At 72.7% G+C, this 24,387-nt stretch carries 28 protein-coding genes; 10 read left to right on the forward strand and 18 right to left on the reverse strand.

Going from position 1 to position 24,387, the window contains the following annotated elements; all coding sequences use genetic code 11:
- Positions 1 to 12: 12 nt before the first annotated feature.
- The 4 genes from AC156L_RS42660 to AC156L_RS42675 all read right to left on the reverse strand — a co-directional run bounded on the left by AC156L_RS42660 (position 13) and on the right by AC156L_RS42675 (position 5,296).
- On the reverse strand, positions 13 to 1,047 hold the full coding sequence (locus tag AC156L_RS42660) for a hypothetical protein (protein WP_330877711.1): 1,035 nt from the start codon (positions 1,045 to 1,047) through the stop codon (positions 13 to 15).
- A 3-nt stretch (positions 1,048 to 1,050) separates the two neighbouring features.
- A complete protein-coding gene (locus tag AC156L_RS42665; protein ID WP_330877712.1) occupies positions 1,051 to 2,070 on the reverse strand; it encodes a DUF4407 domain-containing protein in 1,020 nt (339 codons plus the stop codon).
- Positions 2,071 to 2,088: 18 nt separating this feature from the next.
- Positions 2,089 to 4,341, reverse strand: coding sequence for a VWA domain-containing protein (locus tag AC156L_RS42670; protein WP_330877713.1), 2,253 nt, complete (start codon positions 4,339 to 4,341; stop codon positions 2,089 to 2,091).
- A 436-nt stretch (positions 4,342 to 4,777) separates the two neighbouring features.
- On the reverse strand, positions 4,778 to 5,296 hold the full coding sequence (locus AC156L_RS42675) for a tannase/feruloyl esterase family alpha/beta hydrolase (RefSeq protein WP_330877714.1): 519 nt from the start codon (positions 5,294 to 5,296) through the stop codon (positions 4,778 to 4,780).
- Positions 5,297 to 5,329: 33 nt separating this feature from the next.
- On the opposite strand from AC156L_RS42675, the gene AC156L_RS42680 reads away from it, so the two are divergent.
- Entirely contained in the window at positions 5,330 to 5,506 is a 177-nt protein-coding gene (locus tag AC156L_RS42680) for a hypothetical protein (protein ID WP_330877715.1), read from the forward strand.
- A gap of 104 nt (positions 5,507 to 5,610) precedes the next feature.
- Complete coding sequence (locus AC156L_RS42685; RefSeq protein ID WP_330877716.1) at positions 5,611 to 5,865, forward strand: hypothetical protein; 255 nt, start codon at positions 5,611 to 5,613, stop codon at positions 5,863 to 5,865.
- Between the two features lie 33 nt (positions 5,866 to 5,898).
- Here the strand turns inward: AC156L_RS42685 and AC156L_RS42690 are convergent, their stop codons facing one another.
- Positions 5,899 to 6,525, reverse strand: coding sequence for a TetR/AcrR family transcriptional regulator (locus AC156L_RS42690; protein ID WP_330877717.1), 627 nt, complete (start codon positions 6,523 to 6,525; stop codon positions 5,899 to 5,901).
- A gap of 5 nt (positions 6,526 to 6,530) precedes the next feature.
- Positions 6,531 to 7,130 carry a TetR/AcrR family transcriptional regulator gene (locus tag AC156L_RS42695; RefSeq protein ID WP_330877718.1) on the reverse strand — a complete coding sequence of 200 codons (600 nt, stop codon included), beginning with the start codon at positions 7,128 to 7,130 and terminating at the stop codon, positions 6,531 to 6,533.
- A gap of 127 nt (positions 7,131 to 7,257) precedes the next feature.
- Between AC156L_RS42695 and AC156L_RS42700 the strand changes: the two genes are divergently transcribed.
- Positions 7,258 to 8,277 carry an NAD(P)-dependent alcohol dehydrogenase gene (locus tag AC156L_RS42700; RefSeq protein WP_330877719.1) on the forward strand — a complete coding sequence of 340 codons (1,020 nt, stop codon included), beginning with the start codon at positions 7,258 to 7,260 and terminating at the stop codon, positions 8,275 to 8,277.
- 54 nt (positions 8,278 to 8,331) lie between these two features.
- On the opposite strand, the gene AC156L_RS42705 is transcribed toward AC156L_RS42700, so the two are convergent.
- Positions 8,332 to 10,602 carry a hypothetical protein gene (locus AC156L_RS42705; protein ID WP_330877720.1) on the reverse strand — a complete coding sequence of 757 codons (2,271 nt, stop codon included), beginning with the start codon at positions 10,600 to 10,602 and terminating at the stop codon, positions 8,332 to 8,334.
- Between the two features lie 372 nt (positions 10,603 to 10,974).
- Between AC156L_RS42705 and AC156L_RS42710 the strand changes: the two genes are divergently transcribed.
- The 5 genes from AC156L_RS42710 to AC156L_RS42730 are packed head-to-tail and all read left to right on the forward strand — an operon-like array spanning position 10,975 to position 13,623.
- A complete protein-coding gene (locus AC156L_RS42710) occupies positions 10,975 to 11,445 on the forward strand; it encodes a YbaB/EbfC family nucleoid-associated protein (RefSeq protein WP_330877721.1) in 471 nt (156 codons plus the stop codon).
- A 3-nt stretch (positions 11,446 to 11,448) separates the two neighbouring features.
- Positions 11,449 to 11,763, forward strand: a complete 315-nt coding sequence (locus AC156L_RS42715) for a type VII secretion target (RefSeq protein WP_330877722.1) — start codon at positions 11,449 to 11,451, stop codon at positions 11,761 to 11,763.
- Positions 11,760 to 12,461, forward strand: a complete 702-nt coding sequence (locus AC156L_RS42720; RefSeq protein ID WP_330877723.1) for a WXG100 family type VII secretion target — start codon at positions 11,760 to 11,762, stop codon at positions 12,459 to 12,461. Before AC156L_RS42715 ends, AC156L_RS42720 begins: the two co-directional genes overlap by 4 nt.
- A 7-nt stretch (positions 12,462 to 12,468) precedes the next feature.
- A complete protein-coding gene (locus tag AC156L_RS42725) occupies positions 12,469 to 13,080 on the forward strand; it encodes a hypothetical protein (RefSeq protein ID WP_330877724.1) in 612 nt (203 codons plus the stop codon).
- A gap of 24 nt (positions 13,081 to 13,104) precedes the next feature.
- Positions 13,105 to 13,623 (forward strand): hypothetical protein, encoded by a 519-nt coding sequence (locus AC156L_RS42730; protein WP_330877725.1) that lies wholly within the window; start codon positions 13,105 to 13,107, stop codon positions 13,621 to 13,623.
- A 34-nt stretch (positions 13,624 to 13,657) separates the two neighbouring features.
- Here AC156L_RS42730 and AC156L_RS42735 read toward each other — a convergent pair whose 3' ends face one another.
- Entirely contained in the window at positions 13,658 to 13,969 is a 312-nt protein-coding gene (locus AC156L_RS42735; RefSeq protein ID WP_330877726.1) for a hypothetical protein, read from the reverse strand.
- Between the two features lie 340 nt (positions 13,970 to 14,309).
- Complete coding sequence (locus tag AC156L_RS42740) at positions 14,310 to 14,816, reverse strand: hypothetical protein (RefSeq protein ID WP_330877727.1); 507 nt, start codon at positions 14,814 to 14,816, stop codon at positions 14,310 to 14,312.
- A gap of 36 nt (positions 14,817 to 14,852) precedes the next feature.
- Here AC156L_RS42740 and AC156L_RS42745 point away from each other — a divergent pair, with 36 nt between their 5' ends.
- A complete protein-coding gene (locus tag AC156L_RS42745) occupies positions 14,853 to 15,599 on the forward strand; it encodes a hypothetical protein (protein ID WP_330877728.1) in 747 nt (248 codons plus the stop codon).
- Between the two features lie 15 nt (positions 15,600 to 15,614).
- Complete coding sequence (locus AC156L_RS42750) at positions 15,615 to 17,309, forward strand: hypothetical protein (protein WP_330877729.1); 1,695 nt, start codon at positions 15,615 to 15,617, stop codon at positions 17,307 to 17,309.
- Between the two features lie 56 nt (positions 17,310 to 17,365).
- Here the strand turns inward: AC156L_RS42750 and AC156L_RS42755 are convergent, their stop codons facing one another.
- From AC156L_RS42755 to AC156L_RS42795, 9 genes are all read right to left on the reverse strand, one after another.
- The gene (locus AC156L_RS42755) at positions 17,366 to 17,767 is read right to left on the reverse strand and encodes a hypothetical protein (RefSeq protein ID WP_330877731.1); all 402 of its coding nucleotides are present in this window, start codon (positions 17,765 to 17,767) and stop codon (positions 17,366 to 17,368) included.
- A gap of 53 nt (positions 17,768 to 17,820) precedes the next feature.
- Complete coding sequence (locus AC156L_RS42760; RefSeq protein WP_330877732.1) at positions 17,821 to 18,246, reverse strand: peptidase inhibitor family I36 protein; 426 nt, start codon at positions 18,244 to 18,246, stop codon at positions 17,821 to 17,823.
- A gap of 129 nt (positions 18,247 to 18,375) precedes the next feature.
- Positions 18,376 to 19,374, reverse strand: a complete 999-nt coding sequence (locus tag AC156L_RS42765) for an ArsR/SmtB family transcription factor (protein ID WP_330877733.1) — start codon at positions 19,372 to 19,374, stop codon at positions 18,376 to 18,378.
- Between the two features lie 181 nt (positions 19,375 to 19,555).
- On the reverse strand, positions 19,556 to 19,954 hold the full coding sequence (locus AC156L_RS42770; RefSeq protein WP_330877734.1) for an SsgA family sporulation/cell division regulator: 399 nt from the start codon (positions 19,952 to 19,954) through the stop codon (positions 19,556 to 19,558).
- Between the two features lie 161 nt (positions 19,955 to 20,115).
- Entirely contained in the window at positions 20,116 to 21,045 is a 930-nt protein-coding gene (locus AC156L_RS42775; RefSeq protein WP_330877735.1) for a MerR family transcriptional regulator, read from the reverse strand.
- A complete protein-coding gene (locus tag AC156L_RS42780) occupies positions 21,042 to 21,338 on the reverse strand; it encodes a hypothetical protein (protein WP_330877736.1) in 297 nt (98 codons plus the stop codon). The genes AC156L_RS42775 and AC156L_RS42780 overlap by 4 nt, the downstream gene beginning before the upstream one ends.
- Entirely contained in the window at positions 21,335 to 21,622 is a 288-nt protein-coding gene (locus AC156L_RS42785) for a WhiB family transcriptional regulator (protein ID WP_330877737.1), read from the reverse strand. The genes AC156L_RS42780 and AC156L_RS42785 overlap by 4 nt, the downstream gene beginning before the upstream one ends.
- Before the next feature lie 223 nt (positions 21,623 to 21,845).
- A complete protein-coding gene (locus AC156L_RS42790; RefSeq protein ID WP_330877738.1) occupies positions 21,846 to 23,270 on the reverse strand; it encodes an alpha/beta fold hydrolase in 1,425 nt (474 codons plus the stop codon).
- A gap of 84 nt (positions 23,271 to 23,354) precedes the next feature.
- Positions 23,355 to 24,341 (reverse strand): LacI family DNA-binding transcriptional regulator, encoded by a 987-nt coding sequence (locus tag AC156L_RS42795; protein WP_330877739.1) that lies wholly within the window; start codon positions 24,339 to 24,341, stop codon positions 23,355 to 23,357.
- Positions 24,342 to 24,387 lie beyond the last annotated feature (46 nt).

Genomic DNA, 24,387 nt, shown 5'->3' on the forward strand with positions numbered 1-24,387 from the left:
CATGTGTCGTGCTCACTGGTTCTTCCCCCGGCTCTCGATGAGTTCCAGCAGGCGGCGGACGGATTCGCCGACCTCGTGGAACAATCCGTCCTCAGTGGACTGTTCAGGGCGTTCGGCACCCGCGCCGAACACCCGCATCCCGAACGCGCGGCGCAGGTCCGCCCCGGTCTCGCCGAGCGAGTCGGCGTAGTCGGGCAGCGAGCGCATCTCGATGGCGAGCTCGCGCGCCCACTTCGCGGACTGCCGGTGCTTGGACGACTCCTTCGTCAGGTACCCGGCGAGCAGCGCGATCGGGACGGTCGCGGACAGCCGCAGCAGTTCGGCGGTCAGCGAGGCGGGCTCCATCCCGACGTTGATCAGGACGGCGCCGCAGGCGATCAGCACGAGCAGGAGGGCGACGACGTTGCGCAGCAGGTCCGCCCGCTTGCTCTCCTTCTCCGCGTGCTCCGCGTAGTACTCGCCGAGTTCCTTGATCTTGGTGTCGCCCAGGGCCTTCCGGTCGGCGCGCAGCCGCTTGGCCAGCGCCCGCTCGGTCTGCTGCACGAGCCTGCGCGCCTTGAGCTGGCGCGACGCGTCCTTCGCGACGAGCAGCGCCCCGGCTCGCGCGTCCGGGTCGTCGGTCGTCCGCTCGACCACCGAGACGAAGGCGTCGACCGCCTTCTCCAGGTCCTGCCTCAGCCCGGCCGCCAGACCGGTCAGCCGGTCGACGAGGTGGCCGCCGGGCCCGCTCGTCCCCTCCTCCGGCAGGGCACCGCCGTCGATGGCGACCATGCACGCGCCGAAGTCGTCGATGGTGGAGTGGATGCCCGCGACGGCCTCGACGTAGGTCCGGTCCCCCAGCACCGCGTCGCGGATCGTCTCGTCCACCTCGGGTCCGGCCAGGGACCGGTAGACGAACTCGGCGACCAGTCCCACGTCCCCGCAGGCCATCTGCACGCGCCTGTCCGGCACCGCGTTCCAGTCGTCCCGGATCCGGGCGTCCAGCCGGTCGACGGCCTCCGCCGCCTCACCGAGGGTCCTGCCCGCGGGGTCACCCGGTCGCGCCATCGGCTACTCACCACCTTCCCGCTTGAGGAACTCCGCGGCGGGGGTCGCGACCCTGGAGTCCTCCGCCCGCACGGCCTTCCGGCCGATCAGCCCCTTCCAGTTGCCGGTCCACCTGCCAGGAGGGCGGCACACCCGCCGGGCGACCCACTGGAGGGCCAGCACGTCCACGGCGAAGTAGGCCGTGAGCACCCCGAACCACAGCAGCGGGAGCCGCTTGCCCGACTCGACCGAGGACAGGGCGCCGAACCTGGTGCGGGTGTCCGGACGCGGCCCGAGCGCCGCCACCGCACCCGCCAGCTCACCCGCGCGCGTCCGAGCGTCCTCCCGCTGACGGGTGAGGTCGGCGAACCGGGTCTCGGCGGCGGCGCGGACCGTGCCCATCTCGCGCTTCAGGTCGTCGACGTCCCGCTCGACCCGGTGCCTGCGCTCCTTCTTCTCGAAGTACGCGTCACCCTTGCCGGGCTCCTGCGTCCCGCACCCGCCGTCCAGTTCGCACAGCTCGTTGTCGGTCGCCCTGGCGAGTTCGGCCTCCAGGTCGGCGAGCCGCTTCCCGAGCGCGTGGACCGCCGGGTCCAGGTCCACCGGGGGCACCTCGCGCTCCACGACCTCGTTCACGAGGTCCTGGGCGTGCCGCAGCAGGCCCGCCTCCCGGTCCCAGTCCACGACGGCCCGCTCCCCGCGAGCCGTCTCCACCTCGTCGCCGAACACCCAGAAGACCGCCGAGAACGCCACGAAGAACGCCGCGCACAGGCCGAGGGCGTGGCGCCACAGCGGGATCCGCGGCGGGCGCACCTCGCCGAGCACCCGCGTCACCGTGGCGCCGTTCACCGACCAGAGCAGCAGGAACACCGCGACGGTCGCCACGACCGAGACCCACGTCGGCGCCCACGCCCCGACGAAGATCGACAGACCCACCACGGCCGTCGAGACGAACGAGAGCAGCCGCGCCCACCGGTTCAGCTGCCTGAGCCGGGCGTGGTGCCCCCTGGCCTGCCGCTGACCGCGTCTCCGCCTGCCTGCCATGATCGCCCCATCCCCTCATCACGCGAACGGGTTGTTCGGGTCGACGGCGGTGCCCGCGTCCGGCGCGGGACCCGCGTGCCTCGTGCCGCCGGACGTGCCGACGTCGAACGGGTCCGCCGACGAGTAGGAGCTCCCCGACGGGAACGAGGCCGCGAACGGGTCCCCCGCCGGGGCCGACCCGGTGGCGAACGGGTCCGGTGTCGCGAACGGGGTGGCCGGCGGGCCCGCGGTGACGCCGACCGCGCCGAACTCGTCGACGAAGGCGACGGCGGTGTCGTCGCCGATGTCGTGGCGCTCCCCGATCGCCAGCACCACCGGCTGCTCGCCCGGCGCGGTGAGGCTGACGCCGCCGCTGACGCGCCGGACCTCGTAGACGGTCGGGTCGCCGTCGCCCGCGTGCTGGAGCTGGGGGCCGGTGAAGTCGTTCTGCACGACGAACCGGAACACCTTGGCGTTCGCGTCGCGCGGCGTCAGCTCCGACGCGGGGAACCCGCCCTGCCACAGCTGCGCCAGCAGCCCCCGCGCCTTGCCCGCCTCGCTGCGGGACCGCAGCCCCAGCAGCGCCCACAGCGCCCCGGCCAGCAGCAGCACCCCGAGCGGGATCCACAGCCAGAGGTACTTCTCCAGCAGCCCCGGTTCCGGCGCGACCTCGACGGCCAGCAGGCGTTCGGCCACCGGGGTGTTCGCGTCGTCGACGAGGCGCAGCGCCGCCCCGCTGGGGCCGATCGCGGTGTCCGCGCCGAACCGCAGCGCGTACTGGACCTCGGTCTTGCCGGGGGCGGCTTCCACGGTCGCCGGGTCGACGGTCAGCGTCGTCCCGGCCGACGGGCTGTCGATCACGAGCTTCAGCCGGGCGGGCTTCCCGGAGTTGTTGGTGATCGACACGGTGCCGGAGACCGTGCCGCCCGGCACGACGGTCGCGCGGTTGCTGTCGAAGAGGATCTGCGCCTGCACCTGGGCCGCGTCCTCCAGCACCTTCGTCGACAGGACCCTGGTGTCGCCGCCGACCCCGATCCCGGTGACCTCCCCGGTGAACGTGAGGTCGCCGGACGCGTCGTCGGGCACCGTGAACCGCCCGGAGAACGTGCCGTCGCCGTCGCCGTCGGCGAGCGTGACCTTCTGCTCGGGGAAGCCCGAGCCGCCGGTCATGGCGGTGGTGAACGTGAGGCCCTTCAGCATCTCGGGGTCGACGACGGCCCGGCCGCGCGCCCACACCTGCATGTCGACCTCGACCTCCTCGCCCGCGGCGGGCCGCGGCGGGGTGGCGGTCAGGTTCGCCTTGACGGCGGCCTGGTAGACGACGGTCGCGGCCACCTCCTGCGCCGGGATGTCCGACGAGGACAGCCGGACCGTCCACCGCCCCGGTTCGGGGTCGGTGACGCGCAGCGACTCCGTCTCCGTCGACTGCCCGGCGAACTCGAAGTCCGACCCGCCCGCCCTGGGCGCGGGTTCGCTCGCGCCCGGCGCGCGGTACTCGACCTGCACCCGCGCGTCCCGCTTGAAGACGAGGATGGACGCGTCGCTCGCGATGGCCGGGATGTCGACCACGAGTTCCACCGAGCCGCCGGGGGGCAGGACCTCGTTCACCAGCGGGTTGATCTTGACGCAGCTCGCGGAGCTGAGCGCCTCCACGACGGCCGTCCTCAACTCGGCCGCCCCCGGCACCACCCGTTCCCGCGGATTGGGCGCGGCGGGCGTGCAGCTCACGCCCTTCGCGAAGCCGCTGAGGGCATTCGTGTCCACGTCGCCGAATCCGAGCGGCCACACCTGGGCGCCCACGCCGTCCAGTTCACCCAGCACTTCCCGCACTTTCGCGGCAGCCGCGCCATTGCGCCGTTCCGGTGTGTCGCCCCAGGCCGGGCTCTCGGAGACGTCGAGCTTGCCGTCGGTGAGCAGGAAGACGACCTTCTTCTCGGGCACCGCGCCCCCGACGAATGCGAGGGCCTGTTGCAGCGCGGTGGCGTGGTCGGTTCCGTCGCCTTCACCGTCGTTGCGCTTGCGCAGATCACCAATGCATTTGGCGAGCTGGTCGCGCTGTTGCGCGGAATCCAGCTTCGTCGGCTGGCACACGACGTCGACCGCGCTCTGACCGGGCCGCTCGGAGCTGCCGAACCCGACCACCGACACCACCGAACCCGGTGCCAACACGCTGGCCGCGATCGTTCTAGCAGCCTCTTTCTCAGCGGTGACGTCGGCGTCGTCGAGACTGCCCGACTGGTCGACGAGCACGACGACCTGGAGCGCGGGCAGCGTGGCCTGCTGGTCCTGCACAGCGTTCCCGGCAAATGCGGCAGAGGGTGAAATCGCGATTCCGATGCCGAGCGCCACCGTCGACAGCATCCGACCAAACGTGTTGTTCCCGCCATATCCCATGCGGATCAACCAATCCATACTAGTGCTTTCCACAACGGCTCAGCGCCGGATACATTCCAGATCGCCGCGTGGTCGACAGCTGTTACACCAAAGCGGACCACCTTTCACAGCCAACGTAGAACAGGCAGGACACGAACCGCCGCCGAATAGTTCCGTGGACAATAAATGACCAGAATGCGACGTCATTTTGACCAGCAATTGTCCACTTCGCCGGTCGCGGCCGGGACATCAGCGAACGGATTGTTCACCCCATCGAGCGACAAGTGAGGAGTGGTCACGATCGCGCGACGAGGCGGCCCGACCGGAGTCGGGTCGCCTCGTCGGATCGGAGCGGTCAGGAGCAGCGGAAGTTCGCGGCCGACGCCGGGTCGCCGTGGCCGGTGCAGCGGGCCACCATCGGGCAGCGGCAGACGTCGCGGGTGACGGTCCGGCCGTCGGCGCCGGTCACCGAGGCGGCGAGCGTGGCGGACGCCCTGCCCTTCTCCACCCGGTCGACCAGCGCGCCGAGGTCGTCGGTCGGGAACGGGCCCGCGCCGCCGGGCACGCAGTGGTCGACACCGGGCAGCAGGAACAGCCGGTAGAAGTCGTCGACCCTCCCGGCGCCGCCGAGCGCGCGTTCGACCCGCTGCCGGTGGTCGACCGTGCCCGGGGTCGGCACGAGCTGGTCGGTCTGGCCGTGCCAGCTCAGCAGCTCGCCGCCCGCCTTCGCGAACCTCGACGGGTTCGGGTCGTCCGCCCCGATGACGTCGGCGAACTCGCGGTGCGACGCGCGGAAGACCTGCTCGAAGGTCCGCTGGTCCAGCGTCGTGGCGTCGAACGACGGGCCCCCGGTGAGCCGCGGTACGACGCGCACGAGCGGAAGCCGGCCACCGGTCCGGTGATCTCCGTGCCCGCCATCACGATCGGCAGCGACTTCGACGGGGCCGCCGCGGACGGGAGGGCCTGCCGGGCCGAGTTCACCGGGAAGTACGACCACCGGATCTTCGCGGGCATCGGGCGCAACGTCCCCCAGGAGGCGCCGAAGCCGTTCGCGCGGGCCATCGTCGACGCCGACCGCCTCTGAGGCCGCGACGGGACACGTCCGTCTAGAGAATCGACATCGCTAGACATGCCGGGCGATGTGCGAAATGCTGGGCGGACGTGCCCGACACCCCCTGCGGAGAGACCATGCCCCGAGACAGCGCCACGACCGTCACCCCCGACCTGCTGACCGCCGTCACGGCGCTGGCTGAGGCGGAGCGGAACCTGACGGAGCAGCTCCAGGCGCTGTCCCGTGCCAGGGCGGCCCGCCACGACGCGCACGCCCACCGCGACGCCCTGATCCACGCCGAACTGGACCGCAACGTCCCCGTCGTCGAGCTGTGCAAGGTCACGGGCCTGACCCGCGCCCGGATCTACCAGATCAGGGAGAACAAGCCGTAGTCCACGCCGGTCGCCGACGAGGTCGAGGCCCGATCACCGAGGGGCGGGCGGGGTCTCCCACACGTCGGCGAGGCCCCTCCCGAACAGGGTCGCGGTCGACCGCAGGGCGTCGTCGAGGTCGAAGCCGTCCGGCTCGATGAGCGCCTGGAGGTGGATGCCGATGAGCGCGCCGTTGAGCGCCACCGCGAAGGCGTGCTCCTGCCTCGCCGCGGTCTCGGGATCGACGTTCTCGGGGCGCTGGAGGCGGACCCAGAGTTCGAGGCCGTCGCGCCGCTGGGCGAGGAACTCCTGGTACCGCTGGTGCACGGCACCCGTGCTGGTCATGGCCTCGGTCAGGATCATGAACAGCAGCGCCGAGTTGTCGCTGCGGACCCAGGCGGCGTAGTCGTCGAGCAGTTCCGCGAGCGGCGGCGGGGACCGGTGGCGCTCCGGCGCCATCGCGCGGTCGATCGCGCGCTCGACGACGGCGATCACGAGCCCGTCCTTGTTCGTGAAGTGCCACGGGATGGAGCCCCGGCTGATCCCCGAGCGCTCCGAGATGTCCACGAAGGACGTTCGCTCGGCCCCGCGCTCCGCGAACAGCTCCTCGGCCGCGTCCAGGATGCGGCGGCGGCTCTCCTCGCCGATCTCGTCGATCCTGCGCCGTCCTCGGGAACCCACGGTCGTCATCCTAGGTCGACGCCCCCGCGCCGCCCGGTGGCGAGCAGGGCGGGCAGGGCCAGGTCGTCGACCACGTGGTCGAGGAACGCGGCGTCCAGCGGCAGCCGCCACAGCCAGCGCATGAACATCACCGACGCGACGACCTCCTCGAAGACCCGGTGGTCGACCGGACCGGGCAGCTCGCCGCGCCGGACGGCCCGCTCGACCACCTCGGGCGGGAGCCGCGCGCCGCTGGAGAACCGCGTCTCCAGCTCGTCGATCAGCTCGGGGTCCGACGCGCGGGCCTGCACCAGGCCGATCGCGAGCCTGCCGTCGAACCCGTCGAGGACCTCGGCGAAGCGGTGGGCGTGGGCGAGCAGGTCGCCGCGGAACCCACCCGTGTCGACGGACCACGGGGTCAGCCTCCCGTGGTAGCGGGCCATGGCGGCCACGGCGATCTCGTGCTTGTTGCGCCACCGCCGGTAGATGGTGGCCTTCGAGGTCCCGGCGCGGGCGGCCACGGCGTCGATCGTCATCGACACGTACCCGGTCTCGGCGACGAGTTCCAGCATCGCGTCGAGGATCCGGGCGTCGCGGGTGGGATCCAGCGGGCGGGTGGCGCTCATCGCACGAGCATAGGACGCCGCCTTCCCGCCTCTCCAATTGCTCAATCTGACCAGCTCAGAGGCTTTGTCGAAACGAAACCGTTTCGTACGGTAGCCTGGCGAGCCCAGACGTCCAGGAAGGGACACCATGCTCGTCACCTCCTACGCAGCCCGCTCGGCGGGCGCGCCGCTCCAGCGCCACGACCGCGAGACCGGCCCCCTCGGCGCACTGGAGGCCGACGTCCGCGTGACGCACTGCGGGGTCTGCCACACCGACGTCGCGCAGATCGACGACGAGTACGGCATCACCCGCTTCCCCTGCGTCGCCGGGCACGAGGCCGTCGGCGTGGTCGAGGCCGTCGGCGCCGCCGTCGACACCGACCTCCTGCCGATCGGCACCAGGGTGGGCGTCGGCGCGATCGCGGGGGCCTGCTTCCGCTGCGCCCTCTGCCTGAGCGGCAGGCACAACCTCTGCCCGCGGCGCGACGACACCGTGATGCGCGGCGACCGCGGCGCCTTCACCGAGGTGCTGCGCGTCTCGGACTGGCGCACGGCCTACCCGATCCCCGACGCCATCCCCTCGGAGCAGGCGGGGCCGCTGATGTGCGCGGGGGTCACCGTCTTCGCCCCGCTGATCCGGCACGGCGTCCGCCCCGTCGACCGGGTGGCCGTCGTCGGCATCGGCGGCCTCGGCCACCTGGCGCTGCGGTTCCTCGCCAAGTGGGGCTGCGACGTCACCGCCATCTCCGGCTCGCGGGCCAAGGAGGACGACGCGCGCCGCTTCGGCGCCACGTCGTTCATCGCGGCGCGCGAGGAGGGCGCGCTCGCGGCGGCGGCCGGGTCGTTCGACTTCGTCCTGTCCACGGTCTCGGCCGACCTGCCGTGGAACGACTACCTCGACCTGCTGGTCCCGCAGGGCGTGCTCAGCGTCGTCGGCGTGTCGCCCGAGCCGATCTCGGTGCACCCGATGCACCTGCTCCCCGCGGAGAAGACGATCTCCGGCGGCGTGCCCGCGTCGCCGAGCGAGACCCGGCTCATGCTGGACTTCGCCGCCCGCCACGGCATCGGCCCGCAGGTGGAGACCTTCCCGGTCGCCGAGATCAACCGCGCGGTCGAGGTCGTCCGCGGCGGTCGGGCGCGCTACCGGGCGGTCGTCTCCTTCGCCTGACCCGGTTCCGCGCGATCCCCGTGGGCGACCGGTCGGCCGCCCACGGGGATCGGGTCAGACCTGGCAGGGCGAGCCGCCGGGGTTGCCCGCGGTGCCCTCCACGTTGGCCTTCGCCTCACCGATCACCAGGTCGGTGAGCGGCGTGTCGAGCACGACCGCCCGCTGGACGACGCTGGTCCCGGTCGTCGTGGTGCTGTTGAGCTTCAACGAGCCGATCACCAGCGGGATGGTCAGCGGCGCGCTGCCCACCGTCACCGCGACACCGTTCACCTTCAGGCTCGCGATGCTCGACGACCCGGCGAACCGGGGCACCAGACCACCGCCGGGGCCCGCAACGCAGGTGGCGGAGGCGGAGGACTGGATCACGCCCAGCTCGATCGTCACCAGCAGGGTGCTGACGCGCGTCGAGTCGACGCGCGCGGACGCCGTCGCCCCGTCGGTGGTGGCGGGCGGCGACCCGGTCAGGTCGTCGGGCGTCTGGTCCGTGCGCGCGTCGAGCACCTCGGTGCGGACGGTCAGGATGCCCGCCGACAGCTGCGCGGTCGCGAGCGTCTCGTGGTCGTCGACGCACGGCACGTCCGGCGGGTTGGCCCGCGTCGAGACGATGCCCGCGAGGTTCAGCGCGGTGGCCTGGCAGGAGAAGACGCCCGTGCGCTCCGAGGTCGCGATCCGCAGGTCGGACAGCACGGGGCTGTCACCCGCCGCGTTCGCCGTCAGGGTCGCCCGGACCTCGACGTACCGGCCGGTCCTGGCGAACGCCACCCCGTTGGACACCGGGGTGAAGGCCTCACCGGCCAGGCCCGCCTCGGTGTTGGCGGTGCGCGCCTCCACCGCGATGGCCGTGCCCGCGGGCACGCTGCCCTGCGCCTCGGTGTTCCAGGTGACCGTGCCCCAGGTCTGGTCGGCCTGCCCGCCGTCCTGGACGACCGACCAGCTGCCCTGCGGCGCGGTGATCTCGCCGAGCACCGACCCGGTCATGTCGCTGTAGTTGTACGGCCCGGCTCCCGCGCCGAGGTCCACCGTGAGGTCGACGGCCCCCACCGGGTACCCGCCGCCGCCGATCGGCCCCGCCGCCGGGTCGATCCGCTGGGCGTTGTCGGTGCTGATGTTGGTGACCCAGACCTTGCCGTTGGTGTCGACCGCGACCCCCGTCGGACCGACGCCGCCCGGCAGCGGGACAGTGCCGACGTAGGTGCCGTCGGTGCGCAGGTGCCCGACGGTGGTCGCGCCGTTGAGGGAGTGCGCGACCCACACGTTGCCGTCGCGGTCGACCGCGACGCCCTGCGCGTTCTGGCTGCCGTGCTGGAACGCGCCGAGCACGGTGCCGTCCGGGGCCAGCTTCGCGACCCGGTTGCCCGAGAAGTTCGTGCTCCAGATCTCGCCGGTGGTCGAGTCCATGCCCAGTCCGTAGTCGCCGTGGGCGGGGCCGAGGCAGGCGCCGGTGGCCGTCACGGGGTCGTACCGCAGGAGGCCGTTGTTGCGCGCCGACCACAGCGTGCCCGCGAGGTCGATCAGACCGCCGTACCCGCCGCACCCGACGTTGAACTGGGTGCCGCTGGGCTGGCCGTCGGCGTTGAGCAGCTCGTGGTCGAGGTCCTGGCCCCCGGTCCACAACCGGTTCTGGGAGTCGACGGCGACCGTGCGGGTGTTGCTGGCCGTGACCCTGGTGTAGTTGATGACGCACTCGTCGGCCGCGGTGGTGACGCCGCCGTCGTCGTCCGCGCCGCCCGCGTTCGTCCACGGCCGCACGTCGCCCAGCCCACGGCTGGTGGCGATCAGCCCGTCCTGGTTCCGGTCCTCGCACCTGTTGTAGGCGAACGGGCCCTTGAGGAAGTCGCCGACCGGGTTCGGCGACCCGTCGGCGTTCACCCGCGTCCCGCCCTGGATCACCGCGACGCGCGTGACGGACCCCTTGCCGCCCGCGCCCTCGTTGCGGTTGGACAGCCAGGTGGAGCCGAACTTGTCCACCGTCGTGCGGGACGGGTTGCGCCCACGGCCGTCCGGTGCGGACGCCCACTCCCCCACGATGGCGCCGGTGTTCACGTCGATGCGGAGCATCGTGCCGCGCGCGGACGCCGCCACGTTGACGTAGGGGAAGAAGACCGTCGACCTGGTGAGCTGCAACTGGTCGTTGTCGGGCGCGTCGTGGTCCACGTCCTGGAGGACGCCGCCGTCGAAGTCGGCGTCGGTGGTGTAGAGGACGTCCGTGCCCACCACCGGGGCGGCGGACGCGGGAACGGGCAACGCGGCGAGCAGGGCGAGCGAGGTCGCCGCGGCCAGTGCTCCCGGGGTCGATCTCGCTCGGCGGCGGGGGGTTCGTCTCATGACGGCTCCATTCCGATCTCCGGTCGAACCGGACAATCTGCCCAGTTCGCAGGGGATGAGTCGGGCCACCGCCCACTCCGTTACCAGCGCCCGGGATCGCGACCGCGACCGTTCGGAGGACGACCGTCCACAGTCATCCGCTTCCCGCGGGCGTTTCCCACCTCCGGCCGAACCGGGTACCACCGCCGGTGGGCGCCACCGGCGGCCCGCTGCTCCGGACGACACCGCGCCCAGGGCCGACCGGGGCTTTTCGCACGGGTTCGCGGTGTCCCGCCGCCCTGTCCGGCATCCGGGGGAATTTTCCCGGCCACCAGCCGCCGGTCCTCGCCTTCCGCACCGCGGACCACGGCCGCTCACCTAGTGTGCTGGTTCATGGACGGGACAATTCTCGACCCGGACGGGGCGCGCGAGCACCTGGCCGCGTGGCAGGGTCGGATCGACCGGATGGCCAGGGACACCGAGGCGATGCGCAGCAGGCTGGAGGACCTGCGGGTGACCGCCAAGGACCCGAACGGGCTCGCGGAGGTGTCGGTCGACTCGACCGGCGCGCTGGTCGACCTGCGGCTCACCGACCGGATCAACCGGGTGGCGCCGGACGTCGTCGCGCGGACGATCATGGCGACGCTCGGCGCGGCGCGGAACACCCTGGCCGACCGGTCCAAGGAGGTCATCGCCGAGACCGTCGGCACGGAGTCCGCGGCGGCGCGGGCGATAGCGAGCAGCGTCGACCGCCACCTCCGGCGCGACTTCGCCGCGGCGCCCGCCGAACCGCCGGTGCGCCGCGCACGCGCCGACGTGGCCGACGACGACGGCCACGGCTCGATCTACGACACCGGGCGGTGACCGGTGGGGTTCAAGGTCGACATCCAGCAGTTGCGGACCCACGCGCAGAACGTGCAGGCGGTCCGGCAGCGCTTCGACGCCGTGCAGGCGGCGAGCGCGCACATCGCGCGGAACGACCAGGCGTACGGGTTCCTGTGCGGGTGGATCGCCGGGGTGCTGGAGGGCAGGCACCAGAAGCAGGACGAGCTGATCGCCTACGTCGCCGAGAGCCTCGACATCGTGTCCCGCGAACTGGAGCTGAGCGCGGACGCCTACGACACCCTGGACAACGACGAGGCCGACCGGCTCACCAAGGTCGGGGTGGTGGAGCAGCCGTGACGGACGGTTCCCTGATCGCCCCGGTGGAGTCGACCCGCGACCCGTGGACCGGGTCCAGCCTCGCCGACGGCATCGAGGACCTGGTCACCGCGATCAAGAGCGAGAACTGGGTGGCGGGCGCGCTCGCAGGCGCGGGGCTGGCGCTGGAGGCGGGCGCCGTGGCGGTGGACCCGTTCAGCACGCTGCTCGCCAACGGGCTGGGCTGGGCCATGGAGTACTTCGAGCCGCTGCGGGAGGCGCTGGACGAGCTGACCGGCCTGCCCGACGTCGTCCGCTCGCACGCGGCGACGTGGACCGGGATGGCGACCGAGCTGACCGCCATGTCCCAGGACCTCGGCAGGCACCTGGAGAACGACCTGTCGGAGTGGACGGGCGGCGCCGCCGACGCCTACCGCGCCCTGATGGTCAACAACGTGGACGCGATCGGCGGGCTGGCCGCGATCTCCACCGGCCTGGCCGCGGCCACCGAGGGAGCGGGCGGGCTGGTCGAGATGACCCGCGAGATCGTCCGCGACCTGATCGCCGACCTGGTGGCCAGGGTGATCGTGTGGGCGGCCGAGGCGCTGCTGGTCGTGACCATCCCGGTGATCGCGGCCCAGATCGTCGCCGCGGTGGTGAAGTGGGCGGGGCGGATCCTCAACTACAGCAGCTCGCTGATCCAGAGCATCACCAACCTCACCCTGCTGCTGGACGAGTAGGCCGGACATGACACCACGATCACGGCGTCCCGGGGGCGGCGGCGGCACGCCGTCGAGCATCTCCGGCGCCCAGCGGAACACCGAGGGCGTCGCGCAGGCGGGCAGGCCCGGCGGCGCGACGGGCGGCGGGCCGAACCAGCCGAACCAGCCGGGGCAACCCGGTTCCCGTGAGGAGTCGAGCAGGCCCGAGTGGCTGCGGCGGCAGATCGAGGCGGGCAACGAGTTCAACCGGCAGCGCGAGCCCTACTACGAGGAGCGGGGCGGCGCGAACGAGGTGCACGTCGAACCGCGGTCGGAGAAGGGCCAGTACCCGCGGGTCGACTCCTACGTGCCGGACGAGGAGATCGTCAGCCGCAAGCACACCCAGCTTGCGGACGTGCAGGAGAGCACCGCGGTCGGCTACCTCCGCGAGCTCGCGAACACCTACGGTCCCGGAACCGTGGTCGCGGACACCCCGAGCAACCGCAGGGACCTCGGCGACGACGCGATCGGACTGCCGATGTCCGGGGACATGATCCTGGAGGTCCCCGTGCAGCAGAACGGCGTTCCCCCTGCTGTTCTCGCCGAGGCACGGCGCCTGGGTATCATTATCAGGGACGAGAACGGTCGCACCTACTGATCCCGAGACCGCAGGCACGGAGACATGGTCAACTACTGCTTCAAGTGGAACCACGCGGACAACGCCCCCGGCGAACCGCTGACCGAGGCCGAGGCGCGGGTCAAGGACGGTGCGGGCGAGGAGTACACGGCGGTCATGCCGCCCAGGCCGGGCGCGGCGTCGCCGACCCTGGTCACCCCGGTGTGGAAGACCGGGGTCGTCGTGGTGACCTTCCTCGACGACCCCGGCCGCAAGGCGACCGAGTACACGTTCATGAAGAAGACCGACGAGAGCCTCTTCCTGGTCCGCGCCCACCTGTGGACCTACCCGAACGACCAGGCGGGCCTGCGGCTCTCCGACGCGTCGGTGCACGAGACCGTCCACTACCGCGAGGACGGGTACGTCAAGCGGGTCGTGAGGAACAAGGTGGAGCACGTCCAGGAGACCGTCGAGTACACCGACGTGCCGGTCGACACCAACTGGGAGCCGGTGCCCCCGTTCGGCGACTACCGCTCGATCGCCCGCTTCGAACGCGACCAGCCGGTGACCGACCGCGTCCCGTGATCGGCTCCCCCGCTCCGCGCGGGGCGGTGGCCGCTCACAGGTTCCGCTTCTGCACGCCGATGTAGGTGACGCGGCTGTTGTCGCCGTCGCACCACGCGGTGCTGTGCGACTGGAGGCCGGGGGCCCGCCACACGCCCTCGCGGAAGTAGTAGGCGCCGTTGGGGCGCCTGCACGTGATGGTGACCCGGAAGAGGCCGTCGCCGCCCGCGCAGTACGCGCTGCCGCCCGCCCCCTGGTTCGAGGTGGTGCAGGCGCTGGGAGCCGCGTCGGCGACACCGGCGAATCCGAGCAGGCCCGCGCTCGCGACGGCGAACGACAGGGCGGTCCTGGTCATCGAGTTCCTCATGGCGCTCCTTCTCCTCGGGCACGTCGAGCGGTGGATCCTCGGGTGGCGGCCGGTCCACGACCTCCGCCGTCGAACACCCACCGTCGCGGAGCCGGGTTCACCGTGCGCCTGATCCGCGTTGAACCCCCTGCTCACGCTCCTCGCAGGGGCAGGTCCCACCCCCGAGCCGGTCGGGGAGGCCGTGGTTCACCCGGTTTTCCGAGCGTTGTCCGAATTTGTGCGGAGTGGTAGCCGGGACGGCGTGCCACTCTCGCGTCGAACAGTGGGCTCCGTGGGAAGTGGACGGTTCGGGAATGCGGGTCGACGATCGACGGCCGCGCTCCCGGCTGCCCGGCGGCGCTCAGATCCCGTGCTCGCGGATCATCGGGGCCATCAGCTCGGCCCGCACCCTCCACAGAGGACGCCGAGCCGTGAGGACGGTGGCGAACAGCAGCAGGTTGCCCAGCACCGCGGTCACGACGACCAGCGGCACGCTCTCGTTGACACCGCCCAGCACCGCTCCGCCGACGGCGACGCCCACGCCCGCCGCGCACAGCGCCGCCGTGCGCACCGGCTCGTCCCAGCGGAACTCCCGCCCGCGCTCGACCTGGTCGACCAGTTCCCGCGAGCGCCGGACGACGTCCCGGTCCGAGGGGCTCAGCTCGGCCAGGCGGTCGGACACCTTCGCGCACTCGACGAACTGGGCGCCGTTGGCGATCTCCGGATCGCCGTCGCGGGTGACCGACCTGGAGACGTCCGCGACCGCGAGCAGGGCGGCCGCGAGCCGGTCCTGGTCCACGGGTTCCGCCTCGGCCCTGGCCACCTCGGCCCAGGTCTCCGCGAGGGTCCACTCGATCCGATTCCGCACTTCTGCCTCCGATTCCCGTTCCAGGAGAAGGGTTCCATGAGCGATCCGCCCGACGCGAACATAGCGGACGACGACGGCCGCGACCGCCGCCCGCGCACACCGGACCGCGAGCGGGGCCGCCGGTCGGCGCTGCCGGGGTCGCTCCGGTTCGCCGCCGCGGTGGCGGCCGTCGGCCTCGTGGTGAGCCTGGGCTCCGGTCTGGGGACGATCTACGTCCCCAGGCTGTGGCCCGCCGCCGCGGGCACCGCTCCGCCGCCGCCCGGCACGTCGACCACGTCGCCGTACCCCGGCTACGACTACCCCACCACGACCACGACCACGACCTCCACCGTCCCGAGTGGACCGCCCGCCGGCTTCTACCGCCACACCGGGCCGCAGGGTCTCGTCACCGTGCTGCCGAACTCGTTCGTGGCGGGCAGCGGCCAGGCCAGGGGGACCCAGGTGGCGAAGGACCCGGCGGACCCCGAGGTGGAGGTGCGCTTCGGCGGTGACGACCAGGGGCCCGCGGGCCTCCTGGAGACGATCACCGCGGCAGCGGACGCCGAGGCGGGCAAACCCGGCTACACGCGGGTGGAGCTGACGAACACCACCCACGGGAACCTCGACGCCGTCGAGTGGGAGTTCGTGAAGCCCACCGCGAGCGGCGCCCTCCGGCAGACCCGCGCGCACTACTGGCGGGTGGGCGGCGTCGAGTACGTCCTGCTCGTCGCGGCGCCGCCGGACCGCTTCCCCGAGGCCGCGAGGATCCTCGCGACGATGACCGACCACAGCGACACCCCCTGAGGAGCGACACCGACGATGGTCCTGGCCGACACGTGGCGGGCTCGGTTCGCCCCGCAGCCCGATCACCACGACCCCGACCGCCACGAGGCCACGCGCCACCTGTGCGCGGCGGCCCACCTCAGCCGCGACTTCGCGGACGCGGCCCTGCGGGAGCTGCTGGTGGAGCCGACCAGGCCCGCCGCGCCCGCGCCGGGCGTCGACTCCGCGGCCGTGCTCACCGAGGCGCTGGCCGCCCGGCTGCGCACGGACGTCGTCGACGTGCTCGTGCTGGTGCTGCTGGGCCTGGCGTTCTACCTCGTCTTCCCGTTGGCGGTGCTGTGGGTCCTCGTGGCGCTGGTGCTGAGCCTGCCGAAGATCATCCGGGTGTGGCGCGACGCGCGGGCCCGCCGGGCGACCGCCGGTCCGGTGCGGCCCGTCCGCACGGGGCTGATCGTCCTCACCGTCACGGCCTCGCTCGGGTCGGTGGCCGACTCGGTAGGTACGGGCGCGGGCGCTGACGACCTCACCGAGGCCGCGTTCCAGGACGTGACCGGCTACGTGCTGCTCGCGGTGGCCCTGGTGGTGCTGCTGGCCAACCGGCTGGTCATCGCCCACCACGTGACCGACCGCTTCGGCCCGCTGAACCACCGGCCCTCGCGGCCCGTCGACCGCGCCCTGCTCCGCCTGTCCCCCACGCTGGCCGCGCGCGTCGAGGAGCACCACGGCACGGGCAGGCGCCTGCGCACCGGGGTGTCCGAAAAGGACGATCTGGTCCCGCTCCTGGTGCACCGGGGCTACAAGCCGTTCGTGGGCGCGGGCGACATCCACGACCCGTGGACCATCGCCGTGCCGCTGGAACGCCGGAGCGACGCCCCGGCCACCACCACCCCCCTCGACACCGCGACGCTGCTGGAGGGCATCACGAGCAAGGTCACCGACCTGCGCGCCGCGCCGCTGCTCGCCCCCAGCTCCAGGCTGGACGCCCTCGGCGTGGACGACTACGTCGTGGTGGACGCGCAGGGCCTGGTGGACAACCTGTCCAAGGCTCCGTCCGCGCACTACCTCAAGGACCCCGGCGTCCAGCCGTACACCCACGTCCCCCGGTCGCACGCGCACGACCTGCGCGACAGTCCGCTCGAGTGGTCCCGCTTCTACCGCCGCTTCTCACTGGTGACCTGGGAGCACGACCTCGTGGTCTCCGTCTTCGTGCACGTGGCGATGGACGAGTCGACCCTCTACCTGGAGTGGACGCCCTGCGTCCTGCGCCCCGTCAACGCCGAGCTGATGGCCGTCGACGCCGAGCCCACGTCCGCGTGGGTGCCGGTGGGCCGCGCCGTCAAGGACCTCGTGCTGCTGCCCGCGAGCGCGCTGTCCCGCGCCCTGCGCCTGGTCGTCCGCCCGCGCGCGCTCCGCCCGGACCGCGGCCGGGTGAACCCGGACCGCTACGGCTCCCTGCTGACCCTGCGCGAGATGGCCGCGGACGTGGAGCTCCGCAGCTACTTCCAGCAGGCCGACGTGGAGCGGTACACCCACCTCCTGCGCACCCGCGTCACCCTCGCCGTCTCGGAGATCCTGCGCACGGCCGGCTACCACACGGCGTCCTTCGACCAGCAGGTCCAGTCGGTCGTCAACACCACCGTCAACACGGTCACCGTCGCCGAGGGCGGCACCGTGACCGGCTCCGTCCTCCAGACGGGATCGCTGAACGGCGACGTGGACATCACCGGCTGACCAGCACGCCAGCCGCCCCCGCCGTCTCCGCGCGAACGGCGGGGGCACGCCGCTCGTCACACGGTGACCTCCGGGCCGCAGAACCCGGTGGCGAGGTTGCAGATGTGGAAGTGCCGGAAAGTGCCCCGCGGCGGGTAGAAGGTCCCGCAGCCGCCCCGCGGGGTGGTGTAGCTGCCTCCCATCTCCTGGCCGGTCACCACGGCGTAGGCGTAGTGCACGCGAGTGGTCGACCCCGACCCGGCGCACGCCGACCCGACGGACGGGTGGACGGAGGCGTTCGATCCGGGAATCGTGGAGGACGCCGCGTGCGCCGTCCCCGTCAACGCCGTCGACGCCGCGCCGAGGCTCAGCAGTGCGACGAGGGCCCCCTTGAGGAGGCCACCACCCACCCGTCCTGAGCGCCACCCACGCGCGGGGCGCACGGCACCGGTGTCCTTCGATCGGCCGTTCTCCTCCATGGTTCTCTCCTCCTCGGTCGGGTACTGGTGGCAGCCGGCGCGACCGCGTCGGGTCAGTAGCAGCCGTCCCACGGACCACCGGCGATCAGCCACACGGAACTGGCTTCGTTGCCCAGCCCCACGCCGTTGCCGGGTTGGCCGTCATCGGACAGGTTCTGCACGGAGCTGTTCGGGTTCACGCAGAACAGGAACCCGCCGTAGTTCACGTCGGCGTACCAGAAACTCGCGTAGTCCGTGCTCGTGGAATTGCTGACGGTTCTGATGTTGTTGTCCGCCACCACGCCGGTGTTGAACGTGTTGTCGCGGAAGTCGGGGTCGCTGGTGAAGAAGCTGATCTTGCCGGTGCCGAACCCGATGTCCCAGCCGCAGTGGTAGCCGGTGGAGCAGTTCGGCCCGGCCCAGGCCTGTGACGTCGGCACGACCAGGGTCGCCGCCACCACGGCCGCGACGGCTCCGACGAACGGGACGGGGTTGCGCATGGTTCCCTCCTCCGTGTCACCCTTCGAGTTCGCGCGGCGCGGAGGCGACCCTCCCACACGGGCACCGGGTGGAACGGGTGCTTCGAACAGGGTCTAAACGCCGTGCGGTCCGACCGGTCGCGACCGCGGTCAGCCGACGGGAACGGAGGTGAGGAGCCGCAGTCCCAACGGCGTGATGAGGTGCGTCGCGACGTTGTCGTGCCGGTCGGTCGTGATGAGCCCGGCACCGCGCAGGACGCTCGTGTGGTGGCTGACGGTGGCCGGGGCGACGCCGACCCGCCGCGCCAGGCCGGTGGTGCTCGTGCCGGTGACGACCGAGCGCAGGATCGTGGCCCTCGTGGTGCCCAGCAGCGCGGTCACGTGGTCGCCGCCGCCGTGTCCACCGGCCAGGAGGCGGGACTCGGGCCGGATCGGGAACACCAGGACCGGGGGCAGCAGCGGGTCCGCGAGGGCCACGGGGTGGTGGACGCAGAAGTAGGAGGGGATCAGCAGCAGGCCGCGGCCGTCGAGGTGCAGGTCGCGGTCGACCGGGTAGTCGACCGCGAGGACCGGCGGCCGCCAGTTCGCGGGCGGCCCGAGCCAGCCCAGCAGCCCCTCCGGGCCCGCCCGCAGGTACCGCTGGATCCCGGCCGCGCACTCGGTGCGCAGCCCGTCGTCGACCACCCGCAGGTGTGGTTCGACCAGCGCTCCGAAGTACACGTGCAGGGACCGCCCCAGGTGTCGCAGCGCCGCCGACTTCCCGCGGGCGAGGTCGGCCAGCCACCCCGACGTCGGACCTCCGGTCGGGTGGAGGCTGCCGACCTCCGCGCGCAGGCGGCGCGGCGGTGTCGACAGAACCGCGTCGACGCACCCGTCGAAGTCGGGCACGTCGGCCGTGGGCGTGAGGAAGTCCGGGAAGTAGCTCGCGTGCGGCGCCACCGCCACCAGGGTCCGCACGGCCGCCCGCAGCTCGCCGTTCCGGCTCGCGCTCTCCCGCACCCGACGGCGCCAGGAGTCGACGGACAGCCCGCCACCCGCGTGCTGGAGGGCCTGGACGCTGCTGACGACCTCCCACAGGAGGTCGACCTCCAGCTTCAACCGCGTCCGCGCGATGTCCGCGTCGGTGAAGTGGATGCGCAGTTGCGGCACGTCGTCCCCCCGGACCCGCTGAACGCGCGGTCGCCCCCCGACCGCACGCCCTGGCTACCGGATTCCCGACCTGCCGGTGCGCGGGTTCCCGGCAGGACCATCCGATAGGAGCAACCAGGGGGCGCACCTGGTCGGCCTAGCGCGCAGGAGCCGCCGGGCGGGGACCAGGACCGGCACGCGCTCAGGTCTCCAGCAGTTCCCGGTCGACGTCGACCCAGCGCATCTCCTGCCCGAGGGCGACGATGTCGTAGCTGAGGTTCAGGAAGTCGACCACCTCGGCCGTCGCGATCACCGCGGTGACCTCGGGCTCCCCACCCGCGCGCAGCCCCAGGGCGAAGTGGTCGGCGTCGCCGCGGGCGATGCTCATGGCGGTGGTCTCGCAGCCGACGAGCAGGCCGTCGTCCAGGCGGTCGCGTTCCACGGTCCACGACCGCGAACCGAGGTCCGTCGTGGTGGACACGGTCACGGCCAGCGGGTCCTCGGTGTCGTAGGCGAAGGTGACGAAGCCGATGGACGCCTCGCCGCCGGACAGCGCCAGTCCGGCGGCCACCGTGGACGTCACCGAGATGTTGAAGGCCATACCAGTCCCTGGGGGTCGGGGGCGGTGCCGAAATTCGATTCAAAACCGTTTCACCAGACTCCCCGATGCCGCGCCGAACCACAAGGGGAGATCGTGGGGACGCCCGCCGCGACGGGTGACCCGCACCACGGGAAGACGTGTCGACCGCCGCCGATCGGGCGTTACCGACCCGGCAGCACCGGGCTCGCGTGCACGGCGTCGAGCACCAGCCGCACGGCCTCGGGCAGCGACGTCGGGCGTCGCGCCGACTCGGGCACCCGAACCTCGGACCAGCCGCTCCCCGCGAGCACGACCACCAGATCGGGGTGCTCGGCCAGTTCCGCGACCGGCACCCGCTCGGCCAGGTCGGCCCGGTGCGCCCACACCACGACGGCCGCGGGCGCGAGCTTGCCGATCGCCTCCCGCAGCGCCTCGGCGGGCACGCGCGCACCGAGGTTCAGCCACGTCTGGCCGCGCTCGGACAACGCGGCGCCGAGCACCTCCAGCGGCAGCGTGTGCAGCTCCTCGGGAGCGCACGCCAGCAGCGCCACCAGCGTCCCCTGCCGGGCCGGAGGCGGGATCTCGCGCAGGGCCTGGAGGATCGCCGAACTGGCGACGTGCTCGACCTCCACCCCCTTGCCCTCGGCGGTGATCCACTCACCCAGGTCGACGAGCATCGGCGTGAAGACGCGCTCCCACGCGAGCACGACCCCGTGCTCGGCGATCAGTCGCGCGGCGATCTCCCGGACCAGGAACGCGTCCAGGCGGTTCGCCGCACGGCGCAGACCACCGCGCGCCATCCGCCACGACGGCACCTCCGCGGGCTCCCCGGCGTCCTCGACGACCGCGGTGCCCTTCTTGGCCATCGCCGCCGCGGCGGCGGACGCGATGCCCGACGCCGTGAGCGCGAGCATCCGCCGCACGCGGTCCACGTCGTCGTCGGTGTAGCGGCTGTGCCCACCCGGCGTGCGGGCGGTCGGCCCCAGGTCGTACCGGTGGCTCCAGGTGCGCAGGGTGTTCGGGGAGATGCCGAGCATGGCGGCCACCGCGCCGGGCGTCCACAACGCCCGGAGCTCGACCCCCTCGGAGGGTGGAACGCTCTCCGCGGTCATCGGTGCTGCTCGAGGGAACGCCCCGCGTCGTGGCCGGACCACGACCGCCGGATCGCCAGTTCGTCGCGCACCCGCGCCCTGGCGACCGGCAGTTCGGCTCGTTCCCCGAACTCCGCCCGAAGGGCCTGCACCAGCCTGGCACGCACGGCACGACCGTACAGGTCCCCCGCTTCGGCGGGGACGAAGTTCTCCCGCAGGAGGCGCCACGCCGTGGCCTCCGCGCGACGGCGTGGCGCGCACGTCACCACGACGTGCCACACCAGGCGGATCATCCGGTCCTCCAGACCGGTCATGTCCGCCTGTGCCGCTCCGAGATGATCGCGCGCAGCTCGCTCTCGCCCAGACCACCCCAGATCCCGTAGGTCTCCTCGATCGTCAGCGCGTGCGCGCGGCACTCGACCATGACCGGGCACCGGGCGCACAGCTCCTTGGCCCGCGACTCGCGCCGCTCCCGAGCCGAACCCCGTTCGTTGGGGGTGTGGAAGAACAGGGCGCTGTCCACGCCTCGACACAGACCGGAGAGCTGCCAGTCCCACGACTCGGCGACCGGCTTGGGCAAACGCGACAATTCGGGCATAGGTCCCACGTTCCTCGGCTGCGGGGTCACGGTGATCAGACCCTACAACCGTTTCAGAACCGTTTCAACTTGAGCCAGCACCATCGGGTGAATCGACCGCCCGCGGGCCCCCGGTCGTGGTGCCGGACAGTTCCCCGCACCGCGTCGTCCAGCGACTCGGCGCCGCGCTCGGCGTGCTCGACGACGACGTACCCGGTGGTGGAGGCGCGCCGACGACGGGGAGCTACGGGACCGGCGCTCCGGCGCACGTCCCGGTGCCGGTCCTGCCGGTGTCGAAGAAGGTGACCGCCGACTCGGCGCACGGCAGGCTGGACAGCGACCCGTGGGCGTCGTCCTCGACGGTCAGCACGTCACCGCCGACGAGCGCCCGCACCTCGTGCGTCCACGGGTACGGCGTCACCGGCTCGTACCGGTGCCCGACGAGTTGCAGCGGACTCGCGCCGCGACCGAACCGCACCGCCTCCGCGTCCCTCGGCCAGCCGACGCAGCGGCGCTCGTAGGCCGGGTACCCGCCCGCCACGGGGTAGCGGGCCACGCGTTCGGCGCGGTGCCGCGCCACCGAGGCGAAGTCGCGCGGGCTGTCGGAGGTGTTGCACAGCAACGCCGTCTGCGCGAACACCCACGACCGGTACCGGTCCACGTCCCACCCGAACCCGCCGTTCGCACCGGCCCGCACGGCGGTCGTGCCGCCCTCGGCGAGCACGGTCAGGCGTGCCGCGAGATCGGCCCACTCCCGGCGGGGGTTGGCCAGCATCATGCTCACCGTCGTCCCGTCGACGACGGTGCCGTCCGGCGCGGTCCTCGGGTGTTCGGTCAGCTCCGCCCGCAGGTCCAGCAGCCGCCGGGACACCGCGTCGGTCGACGCGCCGAGCCCGTACACCCCGTGGCGGGCCGCGATCCACTCGGAGAACAGCCGGAACGTCTCCTGGCCCGCGGCGGCCTGCCCGTCGTCCATCGCGGTCGTGCTCATCGTCGGCGTCAGGACGGAGTCGAGCAGCATCCCGTCGACGTGGCGGTCGAACAGCGTCCGGTACGCGGCGCCCAGCGCCGTCCCCCACGACACCCCGTAGAACCCGATCGTCCGGACGCCCAGCGCCTGCCGGACCCGGTCCAGGTCGCGGGCGACGTTCGTGGTCGTGAGCGACGCGGCGAGCGCGGGGTCCCGGTCGAAGCACGCCCGGTTGTGCTCGGCGGTGCGCCGGGCGCGTTCCTCGTCGGGCAGTCCGGGCTCGACCTCCTCGTCCGGGCAGTCGACGGTGGTGCTGTACCCGACGCCGCGCGGGTCGAAGCCGACCAGGTCGTGCCGCTCCCCGATCCCGGCCGCCCGGCTCTCGGCGATGTCGGCGGGCATCGTCGTGCCGGGGTGCCCCGGCCCTCCGGGGTTGAACACCACGACGCCCTCGCTCCGACCGACGGCCCGGATCCGGCTCACCGCGATGTCGATCGTCCGACCACCGGGATCCGCGTGGTCCAGGGGCACCGCGACCGTCGTGCACTCCGACCGGCGGTCGGCCTGGTCCCAGTCCTTCGCGACGTCGGCGCACGGCCTCCAGGTCAGCCGGGTCCCCCCTGCCGACGCCGGGGCGGCCACGAGCGGTACCACCGATACGGCGACCAGCAGCGACGTGACGAGTGTTCGACGGCTCATTCCCCGATGATCGCGAGCGATCCCGTCCCCGTGCGTCCTCCCCTGGTCGCGGACCGACTACGACCTCGGGAGGACGGGACGCCGTCAGCCCGTCTCGCGCACCACCAGCCGGTGCGGGGCGATGACGCTGCGCGGGGACGTCGACCCGGAGGTCAGGAGGTCCAGGGCGAGTTCGGCGATCCGGTCCTTGTCCGGGGACACCGTCGTGAGCGCCGGAACGCTGAACCGGCCGTCCTCGACGTCGTCGAAACCCACCAGCGCCACCGATCCCGGCACCGCGACACCGCGGTCAGCCGCCGCCCGCAGCGCGCCCAGCGCCAGTTCGTCGGTGAAGCAGAAGACCGCGTCCGGCGGGCGGGGCGAGTCCAGCAGCCGCAGCATCGCCTCGTGGCCGTCGGCGCGGTGCAGGCGCCGCACGGGCACCTCCAGGTCGGGGTCGGCGGGCAGCCCCGCCCCGGCCAGCGCGCTCCGGTACCCGGCGAGCCGCTGGCGCGCGGTCGCGTTCAGCGACCCCGGCTGGACGCCCACCGCCGCGATCCGCCGCCTGCCGCGCGCCAGCAGGTGCTCGGTGGCCTCGCGCGCCGCCGCCACGTTGTCGATCACCACGTGGTCGACGCCCGCCGTGCCGTCGTGCTCCCCGAGCAGCACCAGCGGGACGGTGTCGGTGCGGGAGGCCAGCTCCGCCGGGGCCACCCCCCACGGGCTGAACAGGACGCCGTCGACCAGCTGGCCGCGCCGCCCGTGCAGCAGCTGGGTCTCGCGCTCGGCGTCACCGCCGGTCTGGTCGATGAGCACCGTCAGGCCCCTGGCCTCGGCGACGCGCACGGTCCGCGCCGCGAGTTCGGCGTAGTAGGGCGAGTCGATCTCCGGGATCACCAGCGCCACGAGACCGGTCCGGCCGCGCCGCAGCGTGCGGGCGGCCATGTTGGGCCGGTAGCCGAGGGCGTCGATGCTGGCCTGCACCCGCTCCCGCGTCGCGGGCGCGACGTAGCGGAACTGGTTGACCACGTTGGACACCGTGCGCACCGACACCCCGGCGTGCTCGGCCACGTCCCGCAGCTTCGGGTTCATCGTCGTCCTCCCCCACTCCGTGGCAGCATAACTCTTGCAACGTGGC

The sequence above is a fragment of the Umezawaea sp. genome, from assembly GCF_057122925.1.